We start from the raw sequence: 14,032 nt of genomic DNA on the forward strand, positions 1-14,032 counted from the left end.
AGCTATTATACGCTGATTTTAAAAGACGCCTCGGCGTCTTTTTTTATGCCTTTATAAAATTAAAATCGCCTTTATACGCGCTAAATTGCTAATTTAGCCACATGATCTTTTTTCACTTAAATTTTTAATTTTATTGCACAAAAATATCAATCTCTGACTAAACTTTAAAAAGTAAGCACCTTTTTAAAGCGGGTTTCGGAGGTTATTATGACTATTTTTGAGCACTACCAAGCACGATACGAAGCAGCACAAGAAGAAGAATACAGCATTAGCGAATTTCTAGAAATTTGTAAAAGTGACAAATCAGCTTATGCCAGCGCCCCTGAGCGTTTACTTATGGCAATAGGCGAGCCGCAAATGGTTGATACTGCAACCGATGCACGTTTAAGCCGGTTATTTTCTAATAGAGTGGTTGCACGCTACCCTGCCTTTGCAGACTTTTACGGCATGGAAGATGCCATAGAACAAATTGTCTCCTATCTAAAGCATGCGGCTCAAGGCCTAGAAGAATGCAAACAAGTCCTTTATTTACTCGGCCCTGTTGGGGGAGGTAAATCTTCAATTGCAGAAAAACTAAAATATTTAATGCAACAAGTGCCTATCTATTCAATTAAAGGCTCTCCGGTAAACGATCACCCGCTCAGTTTGTTTGACCCAGTAGAAGATGCCAGCGTTCTCGAAAAAGAATACGGTATTAAACCACGTTATTTAAAAACGATTATGTCGCCATGGGCTGGTAAACGATTAAAAGAATTTAACGGCGATATTAGCCAATTTAGAGTCGTCAAACGCTACCCCTCTATTTTAAATCAAATAGGTATAGCCAAAACCGAACCCGGTGATGAAAATAATCAAGATATTTCTGCATTGGTAGGCAAAGTAGATATTCGCCAGCTTGAGCACTTTGCTCAAAACGACCCCGATGCCTACGCCTACTCAGGCTCTTTATGTTTAGCAAACCAAGGTTTAATGGAGTTTGTAGAAATGTTTAAAGCCCCTATCAAGGTGCTGCATCCACTCCTTACCGCAACGCAAGAGGGTAACTACAACGGTACTGAAGGTATTAGCGCTTTGCCCTTTAACGGCATGATTTTAGCCCACTCAAATGAGTCAGAATGGCAAACATTCAAAAATAATAAAAACAATGAAGCGTTTTTAGATCGTGTTTATATTGTAAAGGTCCCTTATTGCCTGCGCGTGACCGAAGAAATAAAAATCTACGACAAACTTATTCAACATAGTGAACTTGCCAGTGCACCGTGTGCACCAGGTACGCTTAAAGCGTTAGCGCAATTTACTACCCTATCTCGATTAAAAGAGCCTGAAAACTCTAGTATTTACTCAAAAATGCGGGTCTATGATGGTGAAACCCTAAAAGATACCGACCCTAAAGCAAAATCTTATCAGGAGTATCGTGATTACGCAGGGGTAGATGAAGGCATGACCGGCCTTTCCACTCGTTTTGCTTTTAAGATTTTGTCGCGCGTATTTAATTTTGATACCACCGAGGTTGCAGCTAATCCGGTGCATTTATTTTATGTTTTGGAGCAACAAATAGAGCGTGAACAATTTAGCGCCGAAGTGGAAGAGCGATATTTAAGTTTCTTAAAAGGCTATTTAATTCCGCAATATGTTGAGTTTATTGGTAAAGAACTACAAACCGCATATTTAGAGTCATACTCTGAATATGGCCAAAATATTTTTGACCGCTATGTGATTTATGCTGATTTTTGGATACAAGATCAAGAATACAGAGACCCAGATACAGGACAGTTATTTGACCGCGCCTCGTTAAATGCAGAACTTGAAAAAATAGAAAAACCCGCCGGCATTTCTAATCCCAAAGATTTTAGGAACGAAATAGTTAACTTTGTATTACGTGCACGCGCTCACAATAATGGTAAAAACCCGTTATGGACAAGCTACGAAAAACTACGCACTGTGATTGAGAAAAAAATGTTCTCAAATACCGAAGATCTACTGCCTGTTATTTCCTTTAATACAAAAACCTCCGCTGAGGATCAACAAAAACACGAGGACTTTGTTAACCGCATGGTTGAAAAAGGCTACACGCAAAAACAAGTGCGTTTACTTTCTGAGTGGTATTTACGGGTTAGAAAATCGCAGTAACCTTCATGTAGTTTAGGGGGAACAGTATGGCGCATTTTATAGATAGACGCTTAAATGGTAAAAACAAAAGCACGCTTAATCGTCAGCGCTTTATTAGGCGCTATAAAAAGCAAATAAAAGAAGCAGTGTCTGATGCGGTTAATAAACGCAGCGTTACCGACTCAAGTTCAGGGGAGAGTATATCTATCCCGCAACGAGATATTAGCGAGCCCATTTTTCACCAAGGCAAAGGGGGCGACAGAGAACAAATTCACCCTGGCAACGATCAATTTTCAACAGGTGACAAAATTGAGCGCCCTAAAGGCGGCCAAGGTGGTGGCGCAGGCGATGGCGATGCAAGTGATTCAGGCGAAGGCCAAGATGACTTTGTGTTTTCTATTTCTAAAGATGAATACCTTGATTTACTCTTTGAAGACCTAGAGCTGCCCAACTTACAAGAAAACCAGCTAGATAAGCTTGTACAAATGAAAACTCATCGGGCTGGTTTTTGTAGCGATGGTATGCCCAGTAATATTGATATAGTACGCTCATTACAGGGCTCACTCGCCAGAAGAGTCGCCATGAGTGCGGGAAAAAAAAGGCGCCTAGCAGAGCTTGAAGGCCAACTTGCGATGGAGCGTGAGCAAGCCGACAGCGACCAAGCCATCATTGCGTTATTACAAGAGGAAATTGAGCAACTTAAACAGCAAATAAAAGCCGTACCATTTATTGATAATTACGACTTACGTTTTCGTAATTATGAAAAACGCCCCCACCCCACCAGCAAAGCCGTTATGTTTTGTATTATGGATGTATCGGGCTCGATGGATCAGGCCACAAAAGACATGGCAAAGCGTTTTTATATTTTGCTGTATCAATTTTTGACCCGAAGTTATAAAGACATTGAGGTGGTGTATATACGCCACCACACACAAGCTAAAGAGGTCGACGAACAAGAGTTTTTTTATTCTCAAGAAACTGGCGGCACTATTGTCTCCAGTGCCCTTAAATTAATGAACGAAATAATAAAAGAGCGCTATGATTCAGAGCAATGGAATATATACGCAGCGCAAGCATCTGATGGCGATAACTGGGCAGACGATACCCCACACTGCGGTGAAATATTACGCAATAAGTTACTTAATGCGGTACGCTACTTTGCCTATATAGAAATTACCACGCGTGCGCACCAAAGCTTGTGGCGCGAATACCAAAACATCACCCAAACCCATAGCAACTTTGCAATACAACATATTCAAAGTGTTGAAGACATTTACCCTATGTTTAGGGAGCTATTTAAAAAAAATCGTCAACAACAAGGGGCTGCTTAGCCTAAGCGAGGTTTACTATGAGCACTGAACGAATTAGCGATGGCCCAGATTGGACCTTTGAGCTGCTTGAGCAATACCAAACTGAAATAGCCCGTGTTGCAGCGCATTATCGCTTAGACACTTACCCTAACCAAATTGAGGTAATAACAGCTGAGCAAATGATGGATGCTTATTCAAGCGTTGGCATGCCTATAGGCTACAGCCATTGGTCATATGGTAAAAAATTTATACAAACCGAACAAAATTATAAGCGTGGGCAAATGGGGCTAGCTTACGAAATTGTGATTAATTCAAACCCCTGTATTGCTTATTTAATGGAAGAAAACACACTCCCTATGCAGGCACTGGTTATGGCGCATGCCTGTTATGGCCATAACTCATTTTTTAAAGGAAACTACTTATTTAAAACATGGACTGACGCAGACTCCATCATAGATTACTTAGTGTTTGCTAAAAATTACATTAGCCGCTGCGAAGAAAAATACGGTATTACACAAGTAGAAAGCTTAATTGATTCGTGTCACGCATTGATGAATTACGGCGTAGATAGATATAAACGCCCGCAGCAAATTTCCCTTTTTGAAGAGCAAAAACGCCAAAAAGAGCGTGAAGACTACATGCAATCTCAAGTAAACGAGCTATGGCGCACTATCCCCGCTCAACAGCAGGAAGCTAAAAAGCAAGAGAGGCATTTTCCGCAAGAGCCGCAAGAAAACATTTTATACTTTATTGAGAAAAACGCGCCTTTATTAGAGTCTTGGCAGCGAGAAATAATACGTATTGTGCGAAAGATATCGCAATATTTTTATCCGCAAAAACAAACCCAAGTGATGAACGAAGGCTGGGCCACCTTTTGGCACTACACCATTTTGAACCACTTATATGATGAAGGTAAATTAACCGACTCCTTTATGATGGAGTTTTTGCAAAGCCATACCAACGTGGTTTATCAGCCACCTTATAACAGCAATTACTATTCAGGTATAAACCCGTATGCATTGGGTTTTAATATGATGGTGGATATTCGCCGTATTTGCGAAAACCCAACAGATGAAGATAGACGCTGGTTTCCTGAATATGCAGGCACTAATTGGCTAGACACACTGCATTTTGCGATGGAAAACTTTAAAGATGAAAGCTTCATAAGCCAATTTTTATCACCTAAGTTAATTCGTGATTTTAAGCTATTTACTATTGTCGATCACAGCCGTAATCCACATCTAGAGGTAGGCGCAATACATGATGATAGCGGTTATCAGGCTGTACGCGAAGCGCTTTCAGCACAATATAACTTGAGTAATCACGAACCTAACATTCAAGTATATAATGTTGATGTTAGAGGCGATCGTTCTTTAACGTTGCGTTATGTTCCTCACAATAACATCCCCCTTGCTGACTCGCATAAAGAAGTGCTAAAACACCTGTACAGGTTATGGGGATTCAAGGTTCAATTAGAGCAAGAGACCAGTACAGGCGATGTGTCTACTCTTGGCCAATGCCCAGCAGATGATACTCGCCATACTACAGAGTAAATAAAATGCCTGATAAAAAATGGCATTTTAATCAAGCCCTTGTTAAGGATTTACTGCCAAGACTTGCGGCGCAATTAGATGCATCCTTGGTTACTTTAATTTAGCAGTAATATTACCGCTGCCTTAATTTTAGCAGCGCATAAAAAAGACGCTTATGCGTCATTTTTTATATCCTCAAAATCGGTTACTCTGTTACGGCCATGCTCTTTTGAGTGATACAGGGCTTTGTCAGCGGCTTCAATCCACCGCTCATGTTTTGCAAAGTCAGGGCTATTTCCTGCAAAACCAACACTCACAGTCATCTCTATTTTTGTGTTTTTATAAACAAAAGGGTTGGCTTCTATTAACGCTCTTATGCGCTCGGCAAATGTTGCTGCGCCTTGCTTGTCGGTATCGAGTAAAGTAACAACAAACTCCTCCCCACCATAACGCCCTGCTATATCGGTTTCGCGAAGCGTCGTTCGTAGCAGTTCTGAAAGGTGGCGTAGCGCTTCATCGCCACAACTATGGCCATGCTCATCATTAATTTTTTTAAAATGATCGATATCAAACATCAATAATGTGCTGCTGCCACCGCTGCGCTTAACACGCAAAAACTCTTGGTGCAGTGTGCTTTCCCAATGCCCACGGTTAAACAATTGCGTTAAGCTGTCGGTTTGGCTTACTTGCTCTAAACGCTTATTTAAATCTTCTAATTCTTTTTTATTGACTGCCACATCGGTAACATCATAAATAATGATACAAATATGACTGACCTCACCCAGAGTGTTGGTAAGTGGAATAAAGGTCGCATTTTGGTACATGTAATCCGCTTTACCGGTAATAGGGCGGTAGTTTTTAAAACGAAAGATGTAAGGTTGCTGCTCCCAGATAGTAAAAGAGCGGTTTTTAAGTACAAATACAGACTCTGACTTGCTTCTAAACCATTTCTCATCAATCGAAGGAAATAAATCAAATAGGTCTTTGTCTTTTACAGCACTTGGTAATAGCCCAGAATGGTTTTCCATAAAGCCATTCCACACACACACTTTATAATTTCTATCCAGTACAACCAGGCCCACATCAACCGTGTTAAACATATCCATTAACCAATGGATCTCATTCATTTCTAAATCAGCGGCCATAAATTAGTCTTCTAATAGGTAAGCAACTTTGTATTTCAAAGTTTTAAGTGAATCTTCGGTAAATAACAGCATAAGATCGCAGTTAATATCGTGGTTTTCGATGCCGTAGCTTATTTCTATCGCTAAGGTTCTTTGCCAACGAGATTTATTTGATTTAACCAATTCAGATACGTCGCGATGTTGGCCAAGTACAATGGGATGACCTTGGCTAAAAGACATATCTAGCTGTTTAGAAAGCCCCGTTAAAATTGAGCCTATTAAAATATTACTAATATCCATAAGTAGCTCAAGCTCAACTTTGTCGTTAAGCTCACCGTCGTAATTCATCAGTGACGCAATTTCTTTAAAGCTTGAGTCGTTTAATAAAAGTAATGCCTCGCCCGATACGCCACCACCAATAAAGCCTTGGCACACCCCTGATGTGGCAGCATTATTGTCAATTGACTGCAGCGCCATATCCAGTTCATTAACTTCAAGCACATTCACATTCGGAATTGGCAGCTCTACAAACACATTCAAAAGCCGTGCAAGCAAATCGCCTGCTTGGCCCATAGCGACATTTGTAAGCTCTTGGTATATATCGCGCACATCTGGGTCTACTTGTTCACCTAAAGAATGAGCAAGACGCTCGCGCATGGCTTTATCTTTAATGCCATGATGCTCGATAATATCGGCAAGTTTTTCAGGTGAGCAAGGTTTTTGGATAAAATCAATGGCGCCTAATTCAAGTACGCGTTGGTGCGCATTTGGCTGAATATCGCCCGATACAACCACGGTTAGAATATTAAGGCCTTGCTCTTTCATGGCCATAAGGACTTCGTAACCGTCCATTTCAGGCATGTTTAAATCAAGAAAAAGAATTTCAGGCTCGATTATTTTTAGTTTTTTGATGCAATCAACACCATCTTGAGCAAACTCTACTTTAATATCCCAGTCATCTGGTAAAGAGCGAGCTAGCTGGCGCCTCGCTAATTTTGAGTCGTCACATATTAATACGGATGTTGACATACTATCTCTCTATTATTTAACCCAATGTTGTCAATAGGCCTTATGACTTTATTAAAGATACATTTTGTAACTACATGTTAATAAAAGTTCTTGCAGTTTACAATTTATATATCACAGAACTTATTATTACTTTTACAGTGATATTTAATCGCTTGGTCAGTGATATTGAGTATAATACACTCAAACCTATTGCGTTAATTTAAAAGGAAATAACCTATGGTACGCTCTCTTATTTTTGCACTAAGCACACTGGCTTTAAGCTCAGTTGGGCACGCATCACAGTACCCAGAAAACACGCTTGATGCAGGTAAGGTCTCTGCTCAAGGTAAGCCTGTCACTTTGTTAGGTAAAGGTGTAAGTGTAGGTGATAATGCGCCAAATTTTAAAGTGGTTGATGGTGGTTTTGCCCCTGTAAATCTTAATGATTATAAAGGGCAAGCTGTATTAATCAGCGTAGTGCCAAGTTTAGATACTGGCATTTGTAGCTTACAAACTAAACATTTTAATGAAAAAGTAGCGACGCAATTTCCTGCTATCGCAATACTGACCATCAGTGCCGATTTACCTTTTGCTCAAAAACGCTTTTGTAATGCTGAAAACATCGACAAAGTAACAGCCCTTTCTGACTCTGTATGGCGAGACTTTGGCCAAAAATATGGCTTAATTATAAAAGATATGGGGCTACTAACTCGCGCTGTGCTTATTTTAGATAAAAGCCATACAGTGATATACAAACAGCTCGTGTCTAATTTATCTACCGAGCCAAACTACGACCCAGTAATAGAAAAGCTAAAAACGTTATAGGTAACAGGGCGTGTTGACCTTTGGTGGTTTAATTTTAAATTGTTAAAAGCTACTAAATACAAAAAAACCGCCCAAGGGCGGTTTTTTAATACCTAAGCTGTGTTTAGATTATATTAACCTAAAAGCTCTGCTAGTTGCTGGCTTACTGTTTCAACAGCTTGCGTACCATCAATTTTATGGTACTGCGTGTTACCTGCTTGCGCTTCAGCTTGGTAGTAATCAACCAATGGCATAGTTTGCTCATGGTAAATAGCTAAACGTTTACGAACTGTTTCTTCCGTGTCATCTGCACGAATAATAAGCTCTTCGCCTGTTTCATCGTCTTTACCTTCCACTTTTGGTGGGTTGTAAACAACGTGATAAACACGGCCAGAGCCAGGATGTACGCGACGTCCACCCATACGCTCAACAATTACTTCATCAGCAACGTCAAACTCAATAACGTGATCAACCACAACGCCATTTTCTTTCATAGCATCTGCTTGTGGAATAGTACGTGGGAAGCCATCAAGTAAAAAGCCTTGTTCGCAGTCTGGTTTAGCAATACGCTCTTTCACTAAACCAATGATGATATCGTCAGAAATTAACTGACCTGCATCCATTACTTTTTTCGCTTCTAAGCCAAGTGGTGTACCTTCTTTAATGGCTGCACGAAGCATATCACCGGTAGAAATTTGTGGAATACCGTATTTGTCCATTAAAAACTGAGCTTGAGTACCTTTACCAGCACCTGGCGCGCCCAAAAGAATAATGCGCATATCATTGTCCCCTAGTATGGATATTTATTTTAAAGCCTGAATTCTTCCACAAGCGCTGCAGATACTCAAGCAACTTATACTAATTGCCTACTTTAGAGCACATAAAAAAAGGAAGCATACACTTCCTTTATAATTATGGTTATATTTTAGGCTCTTTTAGCAATTAAAAGAGCCTGTTAGCCTTACTTATTTAAATCAAGCATTAACTTGTTTAAACGTGTTACGAACCCGGTAGGATCTTTTAATGTACCGCGTTCAGCAAGTAAAGCTTGGTCTAGTAATACATGAGACCACTGTGCAAACTTATCTTCGTCTTGCTCATCGTTTAAGTGCTTAACTAACTGATGCTCAGGGTTAAGCTCAAACACTGGCTTAGCCTCTGGTACAGGTTGCCCTACTGACTCCATAAGCTTTTGCATTTGCGAGCTCATGTCGTTCTCATCGCTCACAACACAGGCAGGAGAGTCTGTTAAGCGATGCGTAAAGCGTACTTCTTTAACTTCTTCGCCTAGCGCTGTTTTAATGCGCTCAATTAAGCCTTCTACTTCTTTTTCAGACTCTTCTTGCGCTTTTTTCGTTTCTTCGTCGTCAAGCTTACCTAAATCAAGGTCGCCACGGGTAATTGACTGGAATGATTTTTCGTTAAACTCAGTTAAGTGGCTCATCATCCACTCATCAACACGGTCACTTAGTAATAATACTTCGATGCCTTTTTTGCGGAAGATTTCTAAGTGCGGCGAGTTTTTAGCCGCTGTAAACGAATCAGCAACTACGTAGTAAATTTTATCTTGCTCATCGTTCATACGCTCAATGTATTGCTCAAGCGATACATCTTGTGTTTCTGAGTCGGTATGCGTAGATGAGAAGCGTAACAATTTAGCAATGGCTTCTTTATTCGCTGTATCTTCTGCTGGGCCTTCTTTGATTACTTGGCCAAACTCGTTCCAAAATGTTTGGTAGTCTTCGGCTTTGTTTTTAGCCATACGCTCTAGCATTTTTAAGATACGAGATGTACATCCTTTACGAATCGCTTGTGTTACTTTGTTATCTTGTAAAATTTCGCGCGATACATTTAGCGGTAAATCGTTTGAATCAAGTAACCCTTTTACAAAGCGCAAGTAACTTGGCATAAACTGCTCAGCGTCATCCATAATAAAGACACGTTGAACATACAGTTTTAAGCCACTTTGGCGCTCACGGTTCCATAAATCGAACGGCGCTTTTTTAGGGATATACAATAAGCTTGTGTACTCAGTTTTACCTTCTACTTTATTGTGCGCCCAGTTTAGCGGCTCTTCCCAATCATGGCTTACATGCTTGTAAAACTCTTTGTATTCTTCATCAGAAACCTCTGACTTATCACGTGTCCATAAAGCGGTTGCACGGTTAATGCTTTCCCATTCACCTGGAACTGCTGGGATTTTTTCGCCGTCTTCGCCTTCAGACTCAGGCACTTCTGCTTTATACATTTGTACAGGCGTAGAAATATGATCTGAGTATTTAGTAACGATGCTACGTAAACGGTATTCATCCGCGTATTCTTTTTCTTCTTCACGCAGGTGTAAGATGATATCCGTACCACGGCCTTCTTTTTCAATTTCTTGTAACGTGTACTCACCTTCACCTTGTGATTGCCACTCGTACGCTTGTGTTTCACCCGCTTTACGCGTGCGCACTGTCACTTCATCAGCCACAATAAATGCCGAGTAAAAACCAACACCAAATTGACCAATTAATTGCGAGTCTTTACTTTGGTCACCGGTTAAGTTTTTGAAAAACTCAGCAGTACCCGACTTAGCAATAGTTCCTAAAGAGCTAATCACTTCTTCACGCGTCATACCAATACCATTGTCAGAAATGGTAATTGTGTTCGCTTCTTTATCTGCGCTAATACGTACACGTAAATCGGCATCACCTTGGTAAAGGTCGCCATTTGAAAGCGCTAAAAAGCGTAGCTTATCGGCGGCATCTGATGCATTTGATACAAGCTCACGTAAAAATATTTCTTTATTCGAATATAACGAATGAATCATTAAGTTTAATAGTTGTTTTACTTCTGTTTGAAAGCCTAATGTTTCTTTTTGTGCTGCAGTCATTTATGTATCTCCAATTAGCAAAGTGTCTGCGTTATGCACTTAATATGGGGTGAGGTGGAGTAACTTCAAGGGAAAAATTTAAAAAAGCAGCTTTTGCGCTGACATAAATAAAAAGCCACATAAAAATGTGGCTTTTAGAGTTAAATTACGGTGTATTTTTAGCGTGCTGGGCTTTTAAAGCACTGACTTGTTCGTGTAAATAATTAGCACTTACCTGCTCAGCGCCAATCGGCTCTCCCACACTCACCGATACTAACGACCATTTAAGGCGTGGTAGTTGCCACTTGGCTTTACGGCTAAACATACTGCCCCACAAGCCACCTAAGTGAACGGGCACAACAGGCACAGGTGTGCGCGCTATAATGCGCTCAATGCCCCGCCTAAACATGTCCATTTCACCATTACTTGTTAGTTTTCCTTCAGGAAAAATACCAACTAACTCACCGCGTTCAAGCTCTGCGGCTACCTCATCAAATGCTTTTGCAAACGCCTTTGGGTTGGCTTTTTCGCTATCAATTGGAATAGCTTTTGCCATTTTAAATAGCCAATGCAGCGCTTTTGAATAATAAATGGGGGCAAACACCATAAAGCGTATAGGCCTAGGCGAAGTGGCTAAAATAAACATCCAATCTACAAAGCTAACATGGTTAGCCACAATAACGGCTGCGCCTTCACTTGGAATATTTTCATGCCCTTTTGTGCGCACGCGATACATGCATATGGCTAAAATATAGATAACAAAGCGCAAGAAAAATTCCGGTACCTTAGTGTAAATATAAATAGAGATAAGCAAATTAAGCCCCGCCAAAAGCAATAGTAACGACGAAATATGCCACTCTAAAACAGAGAGCGTTACAATACTTAATATGGCACTGCCGACCATAAAGAGCGCATTAAGCACATTATTAGCAGCAATCACCCGTGAACGACTTGCCTCCTCGGTACGCTGTTGAATAAGCGCATACAGCGGCACAGTATAAAAACCGGATGCAATACCAATACCTGCCATCCAAACAAAATGCCATACCATGTCGCCTGTATTGAGCACTTGTTTTAGCGTTAATAAGTTTTCAGAGGGCGCGATATATTCACTAATAGCCGGCTCTTGGCTTAGTAAATACAAAAATAGCGTAATTAAAATAGCGCCAAAAGGTACAATGCCCAGCTCAATACGTGAGCGCGAAAGCTTTTCGCACAACAAAGACCCCACGGCAATGCTTAGCGAAAACACCACCAGCGCACTGGTTACCACAAGTTCATCGCCACCCATTACATGCTTAACATAATTAGGTAATGCCGTTAAAATAACCGCGCCTATTAGCCAAAACCAGCTTATACCCAACACCGATTTACCAACCGATTCTGTTTGAGCATTAAGCGCTTTAAATACATTTTTAGTGGATGAAAAAATATTATAGGTAAAGTGCAAATTAGGATTATTGGCTTGGCTTATAGGAATAAAGCGGCTGCTGAAAAAGCCAAGTACCGCAAGTATCAACACGGCAATACTAATAATTGTTGGACCTGTTGTTTGGGTAATGTAATAGGTGCCAAAAATAGTACCAATTAAAATAGCTACAAAAGTGGCAGACTCAACCAAGCCATTGGCTTTTGTTAATTCGTTAGGCGCCACATGTTGCGGTAATATTGAATACTTAAGCGGGCCAAAAAAAGTACTTTGTAAGCCCATAAAAAACACGGTGGTCAGCATTAACCACACATATTGCGTAAAAATAGAGGCTGCGCCAATAACCATAATCGGTATTTCGCAAAATTTAACAAGCCGGATCAGCTTTGATTTTTCTGTTTTTTCGGCTAGTTGCCCCGCCATTCCTGAAAATAAAAAAAACGGTAATATAAATAAGCCCGCTGCAAGGTTTGAATACAGCGCACCATCGCCAAGGGTTGCAGCTTGAAACACTAACAATATAAGCACGGATTGCTTATACACATTATCATTCATAGCCGACAAAAACTGCGTTACAAATAGCGGTAAAAAGCGCTTACTGCTGAGTAAACCGCCTTTATTGTCGTGTTTATTATTTTGCATAGTACTCCTTACTAATCAGATAAATTCCTGATGTTTTTATACCAACTTGAGCGATATTTTTAAGGCGCGTGAGCCGTGCAACTATCACGTTATCTAGTTGTTGTTAGTCAATAATTTATAACACAACGTCGCCAAGTTTAACTCATTTATTAATTTAATATGATTACCGGCAAACTCACACACGTTATACGGTAATTAAATAGCAAACACAAAAAAGCCCACATATTTTACTATGTAGGCTTTTAAAACGATTTCAGATAGTTGTGTTAGTCCTGCATAACCGCTCGGCGGCCACTAAATGCATGTATTAACGTGGTGCCATCTACTAAATCAAGCTCGCCACCAACAGGTATACCATGCGCTATACGCGAGGCCCCTACTTTATATTTATGGCAAAGCTGGGCAATATAATGTGCAGTGGTTTCGCCCTCAACCGTAGGGTTGGTAGCTAAAATCACTTCGTTAATACCGCCGTGCGAGAGCTTTTGTTCAAGTATATCAAGGCCTATTTCTTTAGGCCCGATACCGTCAATTGGCGATAAATGCCCCATAAGTACAAAATATAAACCAAGGTATTGGCCTGTTTGCTCTATTGCCAACACATCGGTAGGCGATTCAACAACACACAGCACACCGCTGTCTTGGCGTTTTGTACTTAAGCAAATATCACACTGCGCTTGCTCAGTAAAAGTGCGGCACGACTGACAATGCCCAACCGCGCCCATGGCTTTGGTCAATGCGTTACCAAGTTGAGTACCGCCTTTACGATCGCGCTCTAATAAATGAAACGCAATGCGCTGAGCCGACTTAGGACCAATACCCGGTTGGCAACGTAGCGCTTCTATAAGCTGCGTTAAACTATCTGAAAGTTGCATATTTGCTTAAAACGGCATTTTCATACCTGGTGGTAATTGCATACCGCCAGTTACTTTGCCCATACGCTCTTGCGTTTCGTCAGCAACGCGGCGAACAGCATCGTTACATGCTGCAGCAAGTAAATCTTCAATCATGTCTTTGTCGTCTTCCATAAGGCTTTCATCAAGCTCAACACGACGCACATTATGATTACCAAGCATGGTTACTTTTACAAGGCCTGCGCCGGCTTCGCCAACAACTTCCATTGTCGCGATTTCGTCTTGGGCTTTTTGCATGCGCTCTTGCATTTGCTGCGCTTGCTTCATCATGTTACCCATTCCACCTTTAAACATAATTTTCTCTCT

At 40.7% G+C, this 14,032-nt stretch carries 11 protein-coding genes; 4 read left to right on the forward strand and 7 right to left on the reverse strand.

Annotated elements, in window-relative coordinates:
* Positions 1-207 precede the first annotated feature (207 nt).
* The 3 genes from PSH50_RS01920 to PSH50_RS01930 are packed head-to-tail and all read left to right on the forward strand — an operon-like array spanning position 208 to position 4,972.
* Positions 208-2,130, forward strand: coding sequence for a PrkA family serine protein kinase (locus PSH50_RS01920; protein ID WP_273609232.1), 1,923 nt, complete (start codon positions 208-210; stop codon positions 2,128-2,130).
* Between the two features lie 26 nt (positions 2,131-2,156).
* Positions 2,157-3,440: a YeaH/YhbH family protein gene (locus tag PSH50_RS01925; protein ID WP_096041504.1), complete on the forward strand. Its 1,284-nt coding sequence runs from the start codon at positions 2,157-2,159 to the stop codon at positions 3,438-3,440.
* A gap of 17 nt (positions 3,441-3,457) precedes the next feature.
* A complete protein-coding gene (locus tag PSH50_RS01930) occupies positions 3,458-4,972 on the forward strand; it encodes a SpoVR family protein (protein ID WP_004588114.1) in 1,515 nt (504 codons plus the stop codon).
* A gap of 152 nt (positions 4,973-5,124) precedes the next feature.
* On the opposite strand, the gene PSH50_RS01935 is transcribed toward PSH50_RS01930, so the two are convergent.
* Positions 5,125-6,096, reverse strand: a complete 972-nt coding sequence (locus PSH50_RS01935) for a diguanylate cyclase (RefSeq protein ID WP_004588115.1) — start codon at positions 6,094-6,096, stop codon at positions 5,125-5,127.
* Between the two features lie 3 nt (positions 6,097-6,099).
* Positions 6,100-7,104, reverse strand: a complete 1,005-nt coding sequence (locus PSH50_RS01940) for a response regulator (protein WP_004588116.1) — start codon at positions 7,102-7,104, stop codon at positions 6,100-6,102.
* A gap of 216 nt (positions 7,105-7,320) precedes the next feature.
* Here PSH50_RS01940 and tpx point away from each other — a divergent pair, with 216 nt between their 5' ends.
* A complete protein-coding gene (tpx, locus tag PSH50_RS01945; RefSeq protein WP_004588117.1) occupies positions 7,321-7,908 on the forward strand; it encodes a thiol peroxidase in 588 nt (195 codons plus the stop codon).
* Between the two features lie 113 nt (positions 7,909-8,021).
* Here the strand turns inward: tpx and adk are convergent, their stop codons facing one another.
* The 5 genes from adk to PSH50_RS01970 all read right to left on the reverse strand — a co-directional run bounded on the left by adk (position 8,022) and on the right by PSH50_RS01970 (position 14,020).
* Positions 8,022-8,666, reverse strand: coding sequence for an adenylate kinase (gene adk / locus PSH50_RS01950; protein WP_004588118.1), 645 nt, complete (start codon positions 8,664-8,666; stop codon positions 8,022-8,024).
* Positions 8,667-8,848: 182 nt separating this feature from the next.
* Positions 8,849-10,762: a molecular chaperone HtpG gene (gene htpG, locus PSH50_RS01955; protein ID WP_024033368.1), complete on the reverse strand. Its 1,914-nt coding sequence runs from the start codon at positions 10,760-10,762 to the stop codon at positions 8,849-8,851.
* Between the two features lie 145 nt (positions 10,763-10,907).
* Positions 10,908-12,812 carry an MFS transporter gene (locus tag PSH50_RS01960; RefSeq protein ID WP_273609233.1) on the reverse strand — a complete coding sequence of 635 codons (1,905 nt, stop codon included), beginning with the start codon at positions 12,810-12,812 and terminating at the stop codon, positions 10,908-10,910.
* Positions 12,813-13,078: 266 nt separating this feature from the next.
* Entirely contained in the window at positions 13,079-13,687 is a 609-nt protein-coding gene (gene recR / locus PSH50_RS01965; RefSeq protein ID WP_273586779.1) for a recombination mediator RecR, read from the reverse strand.
* A 6-nt stretch (positions 13,688-13,693) separates the two neighbouring features.
* Complete coding sequence (locus PSH50_RS01970; RefSeq protein ID WP_004588122.1) at positions 13,694-14,020, reverse strand: YbaB/EbfC family nucleoid-associated protein; 327 nt, start codon at positions 14,018-14,020, stop codon at positions 13,694-13,696.
* Positions 14,021-14,032: the final 12 nt, after the last annotated feature.

The organism is Pseudoalteromonas sp. Angola-7 (genome assembly GCF_028599255.1).
Classification (GTDB): Bacteria; Pseudomonadota; Gammaproteobacteria; order Enterobacterales; family Alteromonadaceae; genus Pseudoalteromonas; species Pseudoalteromonas atlantica.